Source organism: Pseudoclavibacter chungangensis, from assembly GCF_013410545.1.
Lineage (GTDB): Bacteria > Actinomycetota > Actinomycetes > Actinomycetales > Microbacteriaceae > Pseudoclavibacter > Pseudoclavibacter chungangensis.
Map to the genome: position 1 here is coordinate 880,737 of NZ_JACCFV010000001.1, position 18,734 is coordinate 899,470.

15 protein-coding genes are annotated in these 18,734 nt (G+C 71.8%); 10 read left to right on the plus strand and 5 right to left on the minus strand.

The window, feature by feature from the left end; all coding sequences use genetic code 11:
* Window positions 1–27: 27 nt before the first annotated feature.
* The 3 genes from HNR16_RS03925 (at window position 28) to HNR16_RS03935 (ending at window position 2,106) form a co-directional block, all read left to right on the plus strand.
* Window positions 28–555: a hypothetical protein gene (locus tag HNR16_RS03925; RefSeq protein WP_158041623.1), complete on the plus strand. Its 528-nt coding sequence runs from the start codon at window positions 28–30 to the stop codon at window positions 553–555.
* A gap of 196 nt (window positions 556–751) precedes the next feature.
* The gene (locus HNR16_RS03930) at window positions 752–1,303 is read left to right on the plus strand and encodes a PadR family transcriptional regulator (protein WP_158041622.1); all 552 of its coding nucleotides are present in this window, start codon (window positions 752–754) and stop codon (window positions 1,301–1,303) included.
* Window positions 1,300–2,106: an alpha/beta fold hydrolase gene (locus HNR16_RS03935; RefSeq protein ID WP_225737951.1), complete on the plus strand. Its 807-nt coding sequence runs from the start codon at window positions 1,300–1,302 to the stop codon at window positions 2,104–2,106. Before HNR16_RS03930 ends, HNR16_RS03935 begins: the two co-directional genes overlap by 4 nt.
* Window positions 2,107–2,440: 334 nt before the next feature.
* Here the strand turns inward: HNR16_RS03935 and arfB are convergent, their stop codons facing one another.
* The 4 genes from arfB to HNR16_RS03955 all read right to left on the minus strand — a co-directional run bounded on the left by arfB (window position 2,441) and on the right by HNR16_RS03955 (window position 4,819).
* Window positions 2,441–2,881, minus strand: coding sequence for an alternative ribosome rescue aminoacyl-tRNA hydrolase ArfB (gene arfB / locus HNR16_RS03940; protein ID WP_158041620.1), 441 nt, complete (start codon window positions 2,879–2,881; stop codon window positions 2,441–2,443).
* 70 nt (window positions 2,882–2,951) lie between these two features.
* Window positions 2,952–3,542 (minus strand): 1-acyl-sn-glycerol-3-phosphate acyltransferase, encoded by a 591-nt coding sequence (locus HNR16_RS03945; RefSeq protein WP_158041619.1) that lies wholly within the window; start codon window positions 3,540–3,542, stop codon window positions 2,952–2,954.
* Between the two features lie 176 nt (window positions 3,543–3,718).
* Complete coding sequence (locus HNR16_RS03950; RefSeq protein ID WP_158041618.1) at window positions 3,719–4,372, minus strand: hypothetical protein; 654 nt, start codon at window positions 4,370–4,372, stop codon at window positions 3,719–3,721.
* An 87-nt stretch (window positions 4,373–4,459) separates the two neighbouring features.
* A complete protein-coding gene (locus HNR16_RS03955) occupies window positions 4,460–4,819 on the minus strand; it encodes a TraR/DksA family transcriptional regulator (protein ID WP_158041617.1) in 360 nt (119 codons plus the stop codon).
* Window positions 4,820–5,022: 203 nt separating this feature from the next.
* Here HNR16_RS03955 and HNR16_RS03960 point away from each other — a divergent pair, with 203 nt between their 5' ends.
* Window positions 5,023–5,403 carry a hypothetical protein gene (locus HNR16_RS03960; RefSeq protein ID WP_179558088.1) on the plus strand — a complete coding sequence of 127 codons (381 nt, stop codon included), beginning with the start codon at window positions 5,023–5,025 and terminating at the stop codon, window positions 5,401–5,403.
* A gap of 622 nt (window positions 5,404–6,025) precedes the next feature.
* On the opposite strand, the gene HNR16_RS03965 is transcribed toward HNR16_RS03960, so the two are convergent.
* Window positions 6,026–6,787 (minus strand): GH25 family lysozyme, encoded by a 762-nt coding sequence (locus HNR16_RS03965; RefSeq protein WP_158041616.1) that lies wholly within the window; start codon window positions 6,785–6,787, stop codon window positions 6,026–6,028.
* Between the two features lie 299 nt (window positions 6,788–7,086).
* Between HNR16_RS03965 and HNR16_RS03970 the strand changes: the two genes are divergently transcribed.
* From HNR16_RS03970 to HNR16_RS03995, 6 genes are all read left to right on the plus strand, one after another.
* Complete coding sequence (locus HNR16_RS03970; RefSeq protein WP_158041615.1) at window positions 7,087–8,802, plus strand: choline/carnitine O-acyltransferase; 1,716 nt, start codon at window positions 7,087–7,089, stop codon at window positions 8,800–8,802.
* 284 nt (window positions 8,803–9,086) lie between these two features.
* Window positions 9,087–11,348, plus strand: a complete 2,262-nt coding sequence (locus tag HNR16_RS03975) for a CocE/NonD family hydrolase (protein WP_158041614.1) — start codon at window positions 9,087–9,089, stop codon at window positions 11,346–11,348.
* 280 nt (window positions 11,349–11,628) lie between these two features.
* Window positions 11,629–13,758 carry a CocE/NonD family hydrolase gene (locus HNR16_RS03980; RefSeq protein ID WP_158041613.1) on the plus strand — a complete coding sequence of 710 codons (2,130 nt, stop codon included), beginning with the start codon at window positions 11,629–11,631 and terminating at the stop codon, window positions 13,756–13,758.
* 54 nt (window positions 13,759–13,812) lie between these two features.
* On the plus strand, window positions 13,813–14,874 hold the full coding sequence (locus HNR16_RS03985; protein WP_158041612.1) for a 3-oxoacyl-ACP synthase III: 1,062 nt from the start codon (window positions 13,813–13,815) through the stop codon (window positions 14,872–14,874).
* Window positions 14,871–17,720 carry an alpha/beta fold hydrolase gene (locus tag HNR16_RS03990; protein ID WP_158041611.1) on the plus strand — a complete coding sequence of 950 codons (2,850 nt, stop codon included), beginning with the start codon at window positions 14,871–14,873 and terminating at the stop codon, window positions 17,718–17,720. The genes HNR16_RS03985 and HNR16_RS03990 overlap by 4 nt, the downstream gene beginning before the upstream one ends.
* Entirely contained in the window at window positions 17,717–18,694 is a 978-nt protein-coding gene (locus HNR16_RS03995; protein WP_158041610.1) for an NAD-dependent epimerase/dehydratase family protein, read from the plus strand. Before HNR16_RS03990 ends, HNR16_RS03995 begins: the two co-directional genes overlap by 4 nt.
* Window positions 18,695–18,734: the final 40 nt, after the last annotated feature.

Consider the following 18,734-nt stretch of genomic DNA (forward strand, 5'->3'; position numbering starts at 1 on the left):
CGGATCGTGGTCGGGGAGGGGGAGTTCGTGTCCGGAACAGGCGTCGAACCGAGCGACGAACGATCGCGACGACGCGAGGTGGCCGTCGTGCCGGGAGCGACCACGCCACCGAACGGGGCGGACGCGCCGACGTCGGCGGGGTTCGAGATGCTCGCGAGCGTCGTCGCCGATCACGCGCGTCGGACGCGGCGCGACGGTGTGCTGCTCGTCGTCGTCGGTGTCGTCTTCGGACTCGTGGCGGTGGTGCTCCTCCTCATCGGGCAGCCCCTGTCGGCGATCGTCGCACTCGCGCTCGCCGTGTCGACCACGCCCCTCGGAGTGTTCCGCCTCGCGCGCCCGCATCGCGGGCCCCCGAGTTGGTACGGCATCCTCGGCACCTCCTGCTTCGTCGTCATCGGGCTCGTCCTGCTCGTCGGTGGCCTCGTCGTTCCGGAGATCTTCGGCCACCGTCAGGTCAGCGCGGTCCCGATCGGGATCGTGACGCTCGTCGTCGCGGTGCCCGCGTTCGTGCTGTTCGTGTGGCGGGCCGCGCGGAGGTCGTCGCGCGGTCGATGAACGGCGTGCACCGTGGTGTCCGGAGGTCGTCATCGATCTCGTCCGCTTCGACGCGGGAAGGCCGCTTCGCTCGTCCGATCGCCGCGTCCGACGGCACGGTGGGCGGCAAGAACGGTCGGCGCGTGCTGTCCGGATGGTGGACGACCCCGCACTTTTATAGATGCATAGTCCTCTATGTGTGCTGTAGATTATGGACATGGAACTTCGCCACGCGATCCTCGGCCTCCTGAGCATCCGGCCCCTCAGCGGCTACGACCTCGGCACCGCGTTCGCCGGTTCCGTCTCGCACTTCTGGCACGCCGATCGTTCGCAGATCTATCGGACGCTCGAACGCATGGCCGAGCAGGGGCTGATCGAGACGGAGCGCATCGCGCAGGAGACGCGGCCCGACCGCAAGGTGCACTCGCTCACCGCATCGGGGCGCGAGGTCCTCCACGACTGGCTCGCCTCACCGCTCGACCCGGAACGCCCCAAGGAGCCCTTCCTCGCCCGCCTCTTCTTCGCGGCCGAACTCGACGGCGAGGGATGGAGCCGACTGCTCGACGAACGCGAGCTGGCGGTGCGCTCCGAACTCGACGAACTGCGACGCATCGACGTCGTGGACGACGACCTGGCGCACGCCCTCCGCTCCGCGACGCTCCGCTACGGACTCGCCGCCGCGGAGGCCGAGCTCGCATGGATCGACGAGACCCGCACGAGGCTCGACGCAGTCGCGTCCCCGGGCGCAACGGGTGGTGGGGCGTCGTGAACGCGCACGAGTGGAGGGCGCGCGACGCGCAGGAACAGGTGCTCCTCGAGAACGGCCCGCGCTCCGGCGAGAGCATCGTCTTCCTGCACGGTGGCAACACGGCGCGCTGGATGTGGGGCGGGCAGGTCGCGGGGTTGCCCGGGCGCCATCTCCTCACGCCGGACCTCCCCGGCTACGGCGAACGAGCGGGCGAGGACTGGCCGGGCACGGCGGCGGTCACCGACGACGTCGCCCGGACGATCCGCAGCCACGGCATCGACGGCCGCGCGCACGTCGTCGGCCTCTCGCTCGGCGGGCACGTCGCCCTGCACCTGCTGCAACGGGCGCCGGATGTCGTGCGCTCGTGCATCGTGACGGGCGTCGCCGCCGGTGGGCTCACCCCACTCGAGCGGCGCGTGATCACGCCGCAACTCCCGCTCTGGCGGCGACGCTGGTACTGGACGCTGCAGGCGAGGCTGTTCTTCATCCCGCGCGAGGACCGCGCCCGATTCGTCGCGTCGGGCGTCGCGGCGAGCGACGCCACGAACCGGCGCATGTTCGCGGAGGTCGCGTCGGGCACGATGCCGAGCGGTCCGTTCACGTACGGTGGCCCGCTGCTCGTCGTGGCCGGCCAGCGCGAGCCGCGATCGGTGCGCGACGCGTTCGCACTCATCGGCGGCGCGCTGCCGCAGGCGAGCACGTGGATCGCTCCGCGGATGCACCACCCCTGGAACGCGCAGGACCCGGGGCTGTTCAACCGCATGGTGGCCACGTTCGTCGACACGGGGGCGTGGCCAGCCGCCGAGGGTGGGTCGGCGGGCTGAGGTGGCCGCGCGGCCGCCGCGGGCTCGGTCTCGCTCCGGGCTCGCTGTCGCCCCGGGCTCCGTCTCGCCGCGGTCCCGTTCTTGCCGTGGGATCGGTCTCGTCGCGGGCTCGCTGTCGCCTCGGGCTCGGTCTCGCTCCGGGCTCGGTCTCGCTCCGGGCTCGCTGTCGCCCCGGGGCTCGCCGTCGTCCCGGGCTCGCTCTCGCTCCGGCTCGCCGTCGCCCGGGCTCGCTGTAGCCCCGGCTCGCCGTCGCCCCGGTTCGGCGACCGCTTTACTCGTCTTTACTCGTCGCGGACGACCGTGCCGGTGTGAAGCCCCGCACCACGGCGGCAGGTCACTCGGCTGCGGGAGGGCGGCGGTTCCGCTTCGTCTCCGCCCGGCCACGCTTCGCGGCGAGGCGTCGACGCTGCGATCCCTTCGTGGGCTTCGTCGGCCGACGGGGGACGGGCGGGGCGAGCGCCTCGCGCAAGAGCGCCGCGAGCCGATCACGTGCGGCGGCGCGATTGCGCAATTGCGATCGGTGCTCCGCCGCCGCGACGGTGACGACGGTTCCCGTGAGTCGGGGTCCGAGTCGCTTCAGCGCCCGTGTGCGCTGCGCCTCCGTCAGGGCGATCGTCGAGCCGAGGTCGAACCGCAGCTGGACGCGCGAATCACTCGTGTTGACTCCCTGACCTCCCGGCCCGGACGCGTGAGTGAACTGCTCGTCCAGCTCGCCGGACGGCACGACAATCCCCTCGGGTAGGCCGGGGCCCGGCGGAATGCGCAACTCGTCCATGCTCCGAGTGTGCCGCACCGCACCGATCACCGCAGGTGACCGCCCGGCGATCTCGAACGAGGGAGTCGGCTCAGGCGGCCTCGGGTTCGTCGCGGGCGGGACGTTCCTCGCGCAGGCGCGGTTCGACACGGCGCTCGGGTGCGTAGCCGGCCTTGTCGGCGTAGAACGCGCGAATGCGATCCATGTCGGCGGGCACGTCGCCCGTGAGCTCGATCGTCGGGCCGAGCCCGGTCGTCATGGTCGTCCGGTCGACGTAGCCGAGCGTGACGGGCATTCCCGTCTCGCTGGCGATGCGGTAGAAGCCGGACTTCCAGTGCGTGTGCCCACCCCGGGTACCGTCCGGCGTGACTACGAGCCCGAACACCTCGCCGGACTGCACGCGCTCGACGACCTCGCCGACGATCCGCCCGGCATCGGCGCGATCGACGGGGATGCCGCCGAGTGCACGCATGATCGGCCCACGCCATCCGCTGAAGAGGCTCTGCTTGCCGAGCCAGTGGATGCGCATGCGGAGCGTTCCCGTGATCGCGAGCATGAGCACGAAGTCCCAGTTCGACGTGTGCGGTGCGCCGATCAGCACGGTCGGGCGGGTCGGCGCGGGCTCGCTCACGAGCCGCCAACGCGAGAACGTCCAGAACACTCGGGCGATGAGGCGCAGCACGCCCCTACGCTAAGCCAAAACCGCACCCGCCCACGCCATCTCTCGTCAGCCCGACCGCACGGCCGGCCGGACGGCTGGCCGGGTTCCGGGCGAAATCTGGTCTTCCGGGGCACCCGGAACCCCCGAAACCGCCCGGAACACCGTCGTGGTGCATGTGGGCGGAACGAGCGGTTCGGTCAGTCGCAGTTCGGGCAGGCGCCGCCCGCGACCGGGAGTTGGATGAAGCACGTCGGGCACAGCGCGACGACCGGTTCCGCCGGCTGTTGTGATCGCGTGCTCGTCGAGGGCGACGCCGCGGTGGCCCGCGTGGTGTCACGTCCCGCCGTCGCGGTCGTCTGGCGCGGACGCGATGCGGCCGTGCCGCTCGTCCGAGGTCGCCGGTGGCCAGGATCCGTGTTCGGACGAGCGTCCTCCGGGACGTCGTCGCAGAACTCGAGATAGCACCGGAGGCGCGCCTCGGCCGCGAGCTGCTCGCGCTGCGCCTCGTCGGTAGCCGGTGCGTGCCCCTCGACGCGGAGCGCCTCGTCGAAGAACGGCCCCACGCGGCCGTCGTGCGCCCTGATCGCGAGCGCGGTGAGCGGCGGGAGCTCGCGCTCGTGGCACGCGATCGCCACGATGGCGAGCACGGTGTTCAACCACGTCCGCGGCTGTGCGTTGGCCGACAGCCGCGTCCGTTCCTGCACCTCCTCGATGAGGGCGGGGTGCGTGATGACGCCGTCGAAGGTCGTCGCGGTCTCGCGCAGCACATTGATCGTCTCCCGCGCCCACACGACCTGCCCCTGCTTGAGGCCGACCGACCGCATCTCCCGAAGACCATGGCCATCACTCATGACGTTCATTTTCGCAGTTCCGCGGACGAGGTGCCGCGGCGTGTCCGGGTCGGCGCCGAGTCCCGGGCCATTCGGTGTCCGGCTCGATCAGCGTCCGGCCCGTTCGGCGCACGGCACACACCGCACGGCGAAGGGTCGCGCGCGAAGGCGCGCATCCGGGATCGGGCGGCCGCAATCGATGCACACACCGTACGTACCGACATCGAGTCGTGCGAGGGCGTCATCCACCTGGCGCACCTCCGACTCGGCGGCGTCCGCGAGGCCCGTCAGGCGTGACCACTCGGTCGAGAGCGTCGCACCGTCCGGGTCGTGCTCGTCGTCGTCGTTCGCACCCTCGCGGTCGCGCATGAGTGCGGTGAGCATCGCAGAGGTCGCGTCGAGCCGCTCGGCGGCACTCGCGCGCCGCGCCTCGAGTCGCTCACGCGCCCCTGGCTCGCTCCCACTCATCCGTCCATTGTCGCGCACAACGATCGGCGTGAGCCCGACGGAGTTCCGGGCGGTTTTCGGGATTCCGGGGCACCCGGAATCCCGAAAACCACCCGGAACTGCGAGGCGGCGCGACGGTAGTGCGTGGATCGGCCGGGCGTGTGGGGGGACGCGTTCCAGTACCCTTTGTTCAAGTAACCTTGAGTGTTTGGGAGTGGTGGATCGTGACGGTACTGACCTTCGTCGTGGGCGGGATTCTGGCGCTGACCGGGGTGATCGGGTACGTCGTCTCGGGCGCGGAATCGTGGACCGCCCTCATCCCGGCCATCATCGGCGTCATCTTCCTCATCGTCGGATTCATCGCACGGAACGAGAAGTTCCGCCGCCACGCGATCCACGGCGTCCTCGTCGTCGCGCTGCTCGGGCTCGCCGGGACGTTCATGAACGTCATGAAGATCGGCACGCTCTTCGACGGTTCGGCGGAGCGGCCGCTCGCCGTCATCTCGAGCACCATCACCTTCGTCGTGCTGCTCGTCTACATCGCGTTCGGCGTGAACTCGTTCATCCAGGCGCGTCGCAACAAGCGCGCCGCCGTCACGTCCTGAGTTTGCACGTCCCGGTGCTCGTCGCGGCGTCCACGCCGGTTCCGTCGACGTGTGACGTCGCCGTTCGCGCTCGGTATGAACGAGCGGTCACCGGCACCACGCGCCGTCGGTGCGAACCGGTGTCGTCGGCGCGCGGTGTCGGCACGTAGTGGCGTCGAGGGCGCGGGGCGTTGTGCCGTACCGGTGTCGCGGGCGCGGGGAACCGGTGTCGGTATCGGGAGTCGTTCTGACATGGCGTCGAGGGCGCGGGGCGTTGTGCCGTACCGGTGTCGCGGGCGCGGGGAACCGGTGTCGGTATCGGGAGTCGTTCTGACATGGCGTCGAGGGCGTGGGGCGTTGTGACGTACCGGCGTCGCAGGCGCAGTGAGCCGGTGTCGGCGTCGAAGGCGCGGGCAACCGGTGTCGGTGTTGCGAATCGTTCTGACGTGGCGTCGAGGCGTGGGGTCGTGACGTACCGGCATCGCTTGTCGCCGGCGTGAACGGCGTCGTCGGCGCGGGACTGCGACGTTCCCCGGTGTCGATCGTGTGGAGCGCCGGGGCGGGGTCGCCGATCGGCGGCCGAAGCCGCCGGTGGCGACCACCCACGAATCCCGGACGTGCGCCCGTTACCGCCTGATCGCGATCAGCGCGCCGCGAGCGCGGCGAGTTCGTCGCGGGTGAGCGCCGAGACGTTCATGTCGATGAAGTACTCCGTGCCGGTGTAGCCGTCGAGACGGTCCCGATGGGAGTACTGCCAGATCGTCCAGTCCCGTCCGTCGTCGAGCGACGGCGGGAGGACGACCGAGCGGATCCAGATCGGATTCTCGGCGTAGGCGTCCGTGAGGTACCGCGAGTAGGCGGGTGCGGTCGCGTACAGCACGGGCGTGACGCCGTAGTGCGCCTCCAGGCGATCGAGGAGGGGGACGAGGATCGACGTCACTTGGTCGCGACTCGGTGGTGCATCGAAGTACGCGCCGTAGTACTCGACGTCGATCGCGATCGGCAGGGTCCCGTCGGCGGGGACGTTCGCGATGATGTTGTCGGCCTGCGTCTCGCCCGGACTGTCGAAGCTCATGAAGTGGTAGGCGCCGACGAGCAGATCGCTCGACATCGCGCCCGCCCAGTTCGCCGCGAAGAACTCGTCGACATCGGACGATCCCTCGGTGGACTTGATGTACGCGAAATCGATGTCCTGCGCCGCCAGCACGTCCCAGTCGATCTCGCCCTGGTAGGACGACACGTCGACGCCCCGCACGTCGTGCCCCGTCGCGAACACGCGGCCCGGCCAGATCACGCCCCCGAAGGCGAGCGCCCCGAGCACGAGGAGAACGACGAGCACCCCCGACGACACGAATACCCACGTACGGCGGGACGGACGTCGTCGGCTCGCTCGCTCGCTCGGCATGGGCCGAGTGTAGGGCTACGTCCCCCCGTCGCTCAGGCAGAGCGCGACGGAGTTCCGGGCGAAATCTGGGGTTCCGGGTGCCCCTGAACCCCAGATTTCGCCCGGAACTCGGTGGGTTGCGGGGGCTCGGGGCGCGCGGAGGTGCGCGGGGCGCGGGGGTTGGGGCGGACAGGGGCGGACGGGTGGGCACGGTCGGTGAACGGCGCGCGAACGCGCCGCGCACCCTCCGAACGCACGGCCGTGTCGCACGCTCGGTGCGCGACACTGTCGGGAGACCCTCGAGAGAGACGGACCCGCACATGAAGCCACTGCCCGTTCCGCCCCTGTCGCAGACGCTCGAGCGCACGCTCGAGGCCGTCGCGCCCCTCGTCGACGCCCACGAGTTGCACCGCCTGCGCGACGTCGTCGACGCGTTCGCCGCCGGTGAGGGGCCGCGCGTGCAGGCGGAGCTCGAGCGGTTCGCGGCGGCCGAGGAGCGCACCGGACGGAGCTGGCTGTCGGAGGCGTGGCTCGAGGACTACCTCGTCGTGCGCGAACCGCTGCCGCTCACGACGAGCGTCGCGATCCAGGTGAACTGGGACGCGACGCCGGAGCAGGGACGCGGCGTCGAACGCGCCGCGGACATCGTCCACCGGCTCGCGACCGTGCACCTACGCCACCTGCGCGGTGAGCTCGACGCCGAACTCGGATTCCGTGACGAGCCGCTCTCGGCCGAGCAGCGCCGCTACCTCGCGGGCGGCGCGCGCACGCCGCGTCCCGAGGTCGACGGCTTCGTGGCCGGCCCCTCGGACGCGTCGAACCGTGAGATCGGCGTCGTGTGGCGCGGCCACCTCCTCGCGGTCCCCGTGAGCGACGCGTCGGGCGCGCCCGTCGGCCGCGACCGGCTCGCCGCGACCCTCGGCGCGATCTCCCGACTCGGCCCGGCGTCGTCCCCGTCGGTGCTCACACCGTCGTACCTCGGCAGCGCCGCGCTCGCGCCGATCCTCGACGAACTCCTCGCCGAGGACGGCAATCGGCGGACGTATGCGCGGCTCGTCGATCTGCTCTTCGTGACGACACTCGTCGAGGAGCAGGGCGAGGACGCGGCCCAGCTCAAGCGCGCCGGCGTGGGGCTCGATCGGACGTGGACGTACAAGCCCGCGAGCTACGCGATCGGCCTTCGTGATTCGTTCGTCGGCATCCACATGGAGCACAGCATCTACGACGCGGGGAGTGCACTCAGCGTGCTCGAGGCCGCGAAACTCGTCGAACCGGTCGACGAGGGGACGGGTGAGGCCCCGACGGCGACCCCGCTCGTGTGGCGCACCACAGCCGACCTCGCAGAACGGATCGTGGCCGGTGCCGAGACCTACCGCCAGGAGGCGGCGCACTACCGGTGCCGACTCGTGCGTGTCGCGGTCGCCCCGCCACTCACGTCGCGCGTGAGCATCGACGGGCTCATGCAGTTCACGATGCTCGCGGCCCAATTGCGCACCTTCGATCGGATCCGCTCCACCTACGAGGCCGTCGACATGCGCGAGTACCAGGCCGGGCGCACGGAGTGCCTGCGGCCCAACACGGGCGAGGCCGTCGCGCTCGCGCACGCGCTCGTCGACGGGACGGCGACCCCCGCGCACCTCCGCGCCGCGCTCGACGCGCACCGGACCGGTGTCAAGCGCGCGAAGTCGGGCGGTGCCGTCGACCGGCATCTCTGGGGGCTCGAGCGCGCGGCGCGCCGCCTGGGCCTCGCGCCCGCACTGTTCACCGATCCCGCCGTGCGGCTCCTGACGACGAGCGTGCTGTCGACGACCTCGCTCGGGCGACGCGACCTCGTGCTGCGCATCGCGTTCCCGCCCGTCGTGCCGGACGGGCTCGGCATCTACTACGTGAACGACGTCGACGCGTTCGAGTTCCTCGTCAACTGGCGCGACGACGAACTCGATCGTGTGGACGCCTTCGAGGACGCGCTCGACGAGTTCGCGCCACTCGTCTGGGCGCTCGCGGACGCACTCGGGAGCACCTCAGACATCCGATGATCGCGGGTGATCCGTCGGCGTGCCCGGCGGTGCCGTGGAATGTGTGGGCCGTCGGCGGGATCGTGATATCGCGCAACATCTACGTGCGGCGAGAAAAACACGCCGAGGAGGCGACACGCGCGGGACGCGCCCACGGGTGAAACATCAAACTTTCTGGGCTTGCCGTGTGAACTTCCTCGACGTACGGTGCAACCCGTAGTGAATCGCCCCCATCGATGTGGACGACCCGCTCGCAGTTCCGAAACCGCCCGCGCGTCGACGCGCGGCTTCGCTTGAGGAGACGCATGAAGCACCCACGTACGGCAATCCGAGGCACGGTCACGCTCGCGCTCGTCGCGGCCATGACGTTCGCCGGGACGAGCGCCATCGCGTTCGCCGACACGGACGTGTCGCCACCGGATCCGACAACCACCGGCACACCCGAGACCACACCGTCGAGTTCGCCCGGCGACGACGCGACGGGCGACTCCGCGCCCGCGCCGGACGCCGCCCCCGAGGCGCATACCACCGCCTGGGACGGCGTGACGCCCCAGGAGCCCGTGTTCCAGGACGGCCAGGCGCAGCCGGTCTACGCCGACCACCCGCTCGTCCAGCAGGAGGTGTGGATCACCGTCCCGGGCGTCGACAGCGACCGCGACGGAGCCGACGACCGTCTGCGCGCGACCGTCTACCGGCCCAAGGACACCGACCTCGGCGCAGCGAGCATCACGGTGCCGTCGGTCGTGCAGATGTCGCCCTACTACGGCGGCTTCGCGTCGGAGTACTTCCTGCACGACATGCACCAGCCCGGGTGGGACCCGAGCCAGCCCGTTCCGGTCGGTACGGCGGGGACGATCCCCGACACCTCCGGATCGCCCTACGACAACCGTCCGAACAGCCGCTTCTACACCGACCGCGGTTTCGCGTACGTCGCCGTCGCCGCGCTCGGCACGAACCTCTCCACCGGTTGCCCGAGCATGCTCAACGACGACGAGGCGGCATCGACCCGTGCGGTCGTCGACTGGCTCGCCGGCCGCACGCAGGCGCAGGACCTCTCCGGCAATCCCGTGAGCGCGACGTGGTCGTCTGGCAAGGTCGGTATGACGGGGGTCTCCTACGACGGCACGCTCCCGATCCTCGCGTCGACGACCGGCGTCAAGGGCCTCGAGACGGTCGTCCCCGTCTCCGCACTCTCGAGCTTCTACGACTACTACCGCGTCGGCGGCCTCATCGTGGAGCCCGAGGGCTACCCGGGTGAGGACCTCGACAACTACGTGTCGGCACTGCTCAGCACGCCGTCCCTGCAGGAGAAGTGCGCCTCCCTCGCCGAGGAGTTCGCGCAGCAGCAGGACCGCGCGACCGGGCAGTACAGCGACTTCTGGGCCGAGCGGGACTTCTTCGAGAACGTCGGCAACGTCACGACACCGACGCTCATCGCGGCGGGCCTCGCCGACTGGAACGTGCGACTCGACCAGACGACGAAGTGGTACCAGGCGCTCAAGGCACAGGGTGTGCCCGTCAAGCTCGTGCTGCACCAGTACGGGCACGCGACGCCGCCGAGCTCGGGCGACTTCAACTGGCGCGTCCTGCTCAACAAGTGGTTCTCGCACTACCTCTTCGGTGTCGACAACGGCGTGGAGAACACGAGCGAGGTGAGTCTGCAGAACCAGGACAAGACCACGTGGACGTATGCCGACTCGTGGCCGCTGCCGGGCAGCGAGGCGGCGACGCTCAACACGCGCCCCGCGACCGACGGTCGCAGTGGTCTCGTGGTGTTCGACGAGCCCGCCTCGTCGGCCGCGCTCGCGGCCGCCGGTGACACGACGCTGAGTCTCACGGACGACGCGGTCACCTCACAACAGGTGCTCGCGACGAGTGACGATCCGGGGCGCGTGATCCTCGCGACGAACCCCGCCGCGGAGGACATCCGCATCAGCGGCTTCACCCAGGCCGATCTGCGATTGAGCTTCAGCAGCCTCGCGCCGAACCTGTCGCTGCAGCTCATCGACCGCGCGGCAGACGGTTCGGTGCACGTCGTGTCGCGCGGCTGGTGGGACCCGCAGAACCGGAACTCGCTCACGAGCTCCGAGGCGGTCACACCGGGTGAGTTCTACGACATGTCGATTCCGCTCATTTCGACCGAGTACGTGCTGCCCGCCGGGCACACACTCGAGCTCATGGTGTTCTCGACGGACATCGACGGCGCGGATCCCGACAACCCGCTGTGCACGACACTGTGCCTGACACCGGGCACGGTCATCACGATCGACACCGCGGCGAGCACGCTGAGTGTGCCGTTCGTGGGCGGCGGTGCGCGCGCTGCCGAGGTGTTCGGCAGCGAGCCGGCGCCCGCCGAGCCGACGACCGAGCCGACCGCGACGCCGGGGGAGCCGACGGCCTCCTCGACGATCGGGCCGAACCCGACGCAGACGGACGCCACGGGGCCGCTCGCGAACACGGGCGGTGAGGGGGTGCCGTTCGCCTGGCCGATCGCGGCGCTGCTCGCGGCGCTCGGTGTCGGGCTCGCCTGGCGGGCACGTCATTCGGGGACCCGACGGTCGAGCTGACCCGGTCGGGGTGTCCGCTCCGGCGGGGACCCCGATGTGACGGCCGGTGTCCGCGATCGCGGACACCGGCCGTTTCGTTCGCGGACTCGCACCCGTGCCCCGTCCGAGTCGCGTCCGCGCGCGTCTCGCGCTCCCGTGCCGTGCCGTGCCGTGCCTCGTCCGGCTGGCGTCGCATCCGGTCCCTCTCGCCCCCGATGGTGTCGGTACCCCGGTCGTGGCATGATCCGGGAACGGGCGTCCGTCAGGGTGCGTCCTGTTCACCGCGGGGGACGGAGCGAACATGGTCCGATGGTGGACGGCCGATGCGGGGCATTTCCTCGCCGCGCTCGTGGCCGGTTCCACCGTGCTCCTCGGCGGGGTCGTGACAGCGCACCCCGTGGAGGCGACCGTCGGGACGACATCCGTCACGGGGCCTGCGCTCACTGACGAGGCGGAACCCATGGCGTGGGACGGCCGGACTCCGCAACAGCCCGTCGCCGTCGACGGCGAGGCGCAGCCGGTCTACGAGGGGCATCCGGTCGTGGAGGAGGGCGTGTGGATCATCGTCCCGGGCGTCGACAGCGACCTCGACGGGCGCGACGATCGAGTGCGGGCGGTCGTGTACCGCGCGGCCGACACCGAGCTCGGTGCCGCGAGCATCCGCGTGCCCGTGGTCGTCCAGATGTCGCCCTACTTCGCGGGGACCTCGACGGAAACGGGGGTGCACGACATGCACGAGCCGCCCTGGGATCCGAGCATGCCCGTTCCCGAGGGGACCGTCGGTGCCGTGCCGGCACCGTACCCGCCCTGGCCACCCTCGCGCGGTGGCAACACCTTCTTCACCGATCGCGGCTACGCGTTCGTCGAGGTCGCCGCGCTCGGCACGGCCGAGTCGGACGGCTGCCCGGGCATGCTGAACGGCGACGACGTCGCTTCGGCACGGGCCGTCGTCGACTGGGTCGCGGGCCGCACGCTCGCGCAGGACGACGCCGGGGGCGAGCGTCGCGCGACGTGGTCGAACGGCTCCGTCGGCATGACCGGGATGTCCCACGACGGCGCGCTCGCACTCGCGGCATCGACGACCGGGGTGGACGGGCTCGACGCGGTCGTGTCCGCATCGGCACCGACGAGCATGTACGACTTCGAACGCATGGGCGGTGCGGCGATCTCGACCGACGGCGCTCCGGGAACCGACCTCGACGACTACATCCGGTTCCTCCTCACCACGCCTGAACTCCGCGAGCGCTGCCACCACGCGGTCATGGCGGTCGCGCACGGGCAGGCGCGGGCGACGGGGGAGTACAACGCGTTCTGGGCCGAGCGGAATCTGCGCGACGGCGTCGACGGCGTCACCGCGCCGACCCTCCTCGCGGCGGGGACGAGCGACTGGAACGTGCGCCTCGACCACACGACGCGGTGGTACACGGCACTGCACGACCGCGGCGTGCCCGTCGAACTCGTGCTGCACCGGTACGGGCACGAGTCCCTCGGGCCGATCTGGAACGCTCACGTCAACCGCTGGTTCACGCGCTACCTGTTCGGGATCGACGACGGTGCCACGCACGACGGCACCGTGACGACGCAGACCGAGGACCGCACCGGCTGGACGACTACGGCGTCGTGGCCGACGCCGGGGAGCTCCATCGTGCGGTTCGGACTGCGCCCACCCGACGGGGCGCGGAGCGGGCTCGCCCTGTTCGACCGGGACGTCGATGCGGCCGGTGCGGCCGCGGCGGGGTGGACGAGCGCAACCCTCGTCGACGACGCGCTCGCGACGCACGCGGAACTCGCCGCGAGCGACCACCCCGGCCGCGTCCTGTACGCCACGAATCGGGCATCGCGGGACGTCGCCGTGAGCGGCACACCCGTCGCCGAGCTGCGCGTGAGCTTCAGCAGCGTCGCGCCGAACCTCTCGCTCCAGCTCCTCGACCGCGCGCCGGACGGCAGCACGCAGATCGTGAGCCGTGCGTGGTGGGACCCGCAGAACCGCTCGTCCCTCACGGCGTCCGAACCCGTCGTGCCGGGAACGGCCTACGACATGGTGATTCCGCTCGTGCCCGTGCAACACACGATCGAGTCGGGGCACCGGCTCGAGCTCATGGTGTTCGCGACCGACATCGCGGACGATCTCGACCGCAGTTGCGTCACCCTGTGCGGCACGCCCGGAACGGCAATCACGGTCTTCCCCCTGGGAAGCGCGCTCGAGGTCCCCGTCGTCGGCGGCCTCGACCACGCCGGAACCGCACTCGGCCTCGCCTCGCCGCCCGATGCGGCATGGTCGCCGGTGCGTGCGCTCGCCGATCCGAGCGCTGCGGTCGCGCTCGCGATGGCGCTCGCGCCACTCGTGGCCACGCTCGTGTTCGCCCTCCTGTGGGGCGGGCGACGCCGATACCGCCTCGTCGCGGAGCGGCGCACTAGGACACCCGGCTGAGCCCCGGCCCGGAACGGGTACGGTGCGTTCTCCACGTGGCGATAAACTGCGAGGATGCGTCAAACCACCTCCTCCGCTCGTCGCGGGGAGTCGTCCACCGGGAACGCCACCACGCGTTTCGAGAACGTCTCGCTCCTGTCGGTCGCGAGCACCATTCCGGGGCGGGTGACGACGTCGGACAGCCTCGAGGACCGCCTCCTCGCCGCACTATCGCGCCTCAAGCTCCGCCCCGGCCTGCTGCGACGCGTCGCGGGCGTGCTCGAACGACGCAACTGGGCTCCCGGGGAGTCCTCCGAGGAGGGCACGGTCGATGCGGGGCGGCGCGCGCTCGCGGAGGCCGGCGTCGACCCGTCGCAGGTCGGGCTCATGATCAACACCTCCGTCACGCGCAAGCACCTCGAACCGTCGGTGGCGGTGCGGCTGCACCACGAACTCGGCCTGCCCTCGTCTGCCGTCAACTTCGACATCACGAACGCGTGCCTCGGGTTCATCAACGGCATGAGTCTCGCGGCGGGCATGATCGAATCCGGCCAGATCCGCTACGCGATGGTCGTCAACGGCGAGGACGCCGACGACATCCAGGTCAACACGGTCGAGCGGCTCCTGCGGGACGACATCGACCGGGAGGGCTTCATGAGCGAATTCGCGTCGCTCACCCTCGGCTCCGGTTCGGCCGTGGCCGTGCTCGGCCCGAGTGACGCCCACGCCGACGGACACCGCATCCTCGGCGGCGTCACCCGCGCCGCGACGCAGTTCCACGAGCTCTGCGTCGGGAGTGTCGACGGCATGTTCACCGATGCGAAGGCGCTCCTGCGCGGTGGTCTCGATCTCGTCGTGGCCGCGTGGAAGGAAGCTTCCGCCGAGTGGGACTGGGCGACGATGGACCGCTACATCACGCATCAGGTGTCGAGCGTCCACACGAACGCGATCGTGAAGGCCGCGCACCTCGACGCGTCCAAGGTGCCGACGACCTTCCCGCGATTCGGGAACGTCGGCCCGGCCTCGGTGCCGATCACGCTCGTCGAGGAGCAGTCGACACTGCGTCGCGGGGATCGCGTGCTCCTCATGGGCGTCGGCTCGGGGCTCAACACGGCCATGATGGAGCTGGCCTGGTGAGTCGCGCCGCGGCGACACCGCCCGAGGGACTGCCGGGGCTCGACCCGGCGTGGAGCCGGATCGTCGCCGCGCCGGGTGTCGTCGCGGATGCCGGCCGCACCCGCGAGTGGCACGTCCTCGACACGGGCGGCGCGCTCGCGGCCCTCGGCGTCCGGCCGCGCGGCACGATCCTCGCCGTGCACGGCAATCCCACGTGGTCGTACCTCTGGCGCTCGCTCCTCGCCGCGTCCCTCGAGCGTGCCGCCGCGGGAGAGGTCGCGTGGCGCGTCGTCGCGGTCGATCAGCTCGACATGGGGTACTCCGAGCGAACGGGCACCGAACGGCCGCTGCCGCAGCGGGTCGCCGAGCTCGGCGCACTCACGGCCGCGCTCGGGCTCGACGGGCCCGTCGTCACGATGGGGCACGACTGGGGCGGTGTCGTGTCGCTCGGCTGGGCCGTCGATCACCCCGATTCGCTCGCCGGTGTGCTGCTGCTCAACACGGCCGTGCACCACCCCGCAGGCGTGCCCATTCCCGCGCCGCTCCGCTTCGCACGTGCCCGTGGCGTACTCGCGGCGAGCACGGTGTCGACGACCGCGTTCCTCGACACGACGCTCTCGCTCGCCCGGCCTCGCCTCGACGCCGCCGTGCGGAACGCCTACCGGGCCCCGTACGCGAGCGCCGCTCGGCGGGGCGGGATCGGCGGGTTCGTGCGCGACATCCCCGTCGACGCGACCCACGACAGCTTCGCCGAGCTCGAACGCATCGCGACCGGCGTCGCCCGGCTCCGGGTGCCGGCGTTCCTGCAGTGGGGGCCGGAGGACCCGATCTTCGGCGACCGCTATCTCGCGGATCTCGTCGAGCGCCTGCCGCAGGCGGATGTGCACCGGTACGAGCGGGCGGGACACCTCGTCGCCGAGGAGCGGCCGTACGCCGACGCCGCGTTCGAGTGGCTCGCCGGTGCACTCGGGGGAGCCGGTGCACTCGGGGGAGCCGGTGCACTCGGGGGAGCCGGTGCACTCGGGGGAGCGGATGCCTCGGCCCGGCCCACCGACCTCGGCACGGGCCCCGAGGACGCGGCCGGGTCGATCGACGCGTCCACCGACGCCGGGGACCACTCGGGCGACGACGCGCATTCGGGCGACGACGCGCACTCGGGCGACGATGCGGACTCGGATGGCAACACCCGATCCGTCGGTGACGCCGACTTCGTACCCCTGTGGCGTGCCCTCGACGAGCGGGCGGCCGACGACGCTACCGCGGTCATCGACATGTCCTCCGGCGCGAGCGGGGCGGGCGAGGTGAGCTGGCGGCGACTGCACGATCGAGTGCAGCGCATAGCGGCGGGACTCCACGCGCTCGGCGTGCGCCGCGGCACCCGCGTCTCGCTGCTCGTGCAGCCCGGCCCGACGCTCACTGCGGTCGTGTACGCGTGCGTGCGCATCGGCGCGATTGTCGTCGTCGCGGACGCCGGGCTCGGCGTGCGCGGGCTCACGCGCGCCGTCCGCGGGGCGCGCCCCGAGTTCATCATCGGTCAACGCCCGGGGCTCGCCGCGGCGAGCGTCCTCGGCTGGCCCGGCGTGCGTATCTCGGCCGAACGACTCACGGCGCCGCTCGCTCGCACGCTCGGCGTGACGCACAGCCTCGGTGAGGTGGCCCGGCTCGGCCGCGGCCGATCGCTTCCGCCCGAGCCCTCGTCGTCCGACGTCGCGGCGATCCTGTTCACGTCCGGTTCGACGGGCCCCGCGAAGGGGGTCGTCTACACGCACGCGCAGCTCGCGGCGGTCCGCGACGTACTCGCCGCGCACTTCGAGGTGACGGCCGACACGGGACTCGTCACCGGTTTCGCGCCGTTCGCGCTGCTCGGGCCGGCGCTCGGCACGCGCTCGGCGACACCCGACATGGACGTGTCCTCCCCGCGGACGCTCACGGCGCGTGCGGTCGCCGCGGCCGTCCGCGCCTCCGACGCCCGCATCGTGTTCCTCTCGCCGGCCGCGATCCTCAACGTCGTCGCGACGGCGGGCGAACTCGACGCGGCCGACCACGCCGCACTCGGGCGCGTGCACACGTTCCTCTCGACGGGTGCGCCCGTCGGCCCCGGCACGCTCGAGTCGGCGGCGTCGCTCATGCCCGCCGCGACCGCACACACGCCGTACGGCATGACCGAGTGCCTTCTCGTGACCGACATCACCCTCGACGAACTGCGCGCGGCCGACGCCGCGCCGGACGCGGGCGTGTGCGTCGGCGCGCCGATCGGTGACAACCGCGTGCTCGTGAGTGCGCTCGACGACGACGGCCTGGCGACGGGCGCCGCGAGCGCACGCCCCGGCGTGCTCGGCGAGGTGCTCGTCTCGGCACCGCACCTGAAGCAGCGGTACGACCGTCTCTGGATCACCGACCGCGAGGCGGTGCGCGAGACCGCGGCGATCGACACGGGTGACACGGGTGCGCGGCGCTGGCACCGGACGGGCGATGTCGGCCACCTCGACGGTGACGGCAGGCTGTGGATCGAGGGGCGAGTGCCGCACGTGCTCGTGACCGAGCGCGGTCCGCTCGCGCCCGTGGGAACGGAGCAGGACGTCGAGCGGGTGCCCGAGGTGCGCCGCGCGGCGCTCGCCGGGGTCGGGCCGCGCGGCGTGCAGCAGGCCGTCGCCGTCGTCGAGACGCTGGACCCGGCGGCGCGGCCGGCGCTCGCGGATCCCGCGCTCACGGCCGCGATCCGCGCGAGCACGGCCACGCCGCTCGCGGCCGTATTCGTCGTGCCCAAGCTCCCGACCGACATCCGACACAACTCCAAGATCGATCGCTCGCGACTGTCGGCGTGGGCCGAACACGTCCTCGCGGGCGGCAGGGTGACGGGGCCGTGAACGTGCTCGTCACGGGCGCGTCCGGATTCCTCGGCCGGGCCGTCGCGGCGACGCTCGTCGCCGTTGGCCACGACGTGCGCACGCTGCAGCGCCGGCCCTCGACCGTGCCCGGCGTGACGGATCTGTCGGGCTCGATCACCGACGTCGACCTCGTCGCGCGCGCGGTGGACGGTGCCGACGGTGTCGTGCACCTCGCCGCGAAGGTGTCGCTCGCGGGCGACCCGGCGCAGTTCCGCGCGATCAACGTCGACGGCACCGCCGGGCTGCTCGACGCCGCCGAACGGGCGGGCGTCTCGCGGTTCGTGCAGGTGTCCTCACCCTCGGTCGCGCACGCGGGCCATGCGCTCGCGGGCGTCGGTGCCGAGCCGGCGTCGCCCGAACACGCGCGCGGCGAGTACGCGCGCACGAAGGCCGAGGCCGAGTTGCTCGCGCTCGCGCGCGACCGTGACGGCTTCGCGGTCGTCGCGGTGCGACCGCACCTCGTGTGGGGACCGGGCGACACCCAGCTCGTCGCCCGCATCGTCGACCGGGCGCGTCGAGGCCGCCTGCCGCTCCTCGACGGTGGCACGGCGCTCATCGACACGACCTATGTCGACAACGCGGCGAGCGGCATCGTCGCGGCCCTCCATCGCGCCGAGGACGCGCACGGCAATGCCTACGTCATCACGAACGGGGAACCCCGGCCCGTCGCCGATCTGCTCGCGGGCATCTGCCTCGCCTCGGGCGTCGAGCCGCCCGCGTGGAGCGTCCCCGCGATACTCGGCCGCGCGGTCGGCACCGTCGTCGAGCGCGTCTGGGCCGTCCGGCCGGGCCAGGACGAGCCGCCCATGACGGCGTTCCTCGCCGAACAGCTCTCGACCGCACACTGGTTCGACCAGCGCGCCACGCGCCGCGACCTCGACTGGGCGCCGCACGTGTCGATCGACGAGGGGCTGCGCCTGCTCGCGGCGCACGCCGCCGACACGGCCCGCTGATCGCGCCGGATTGGTCCTGAGTGCCCCGGACGCCGTAGAT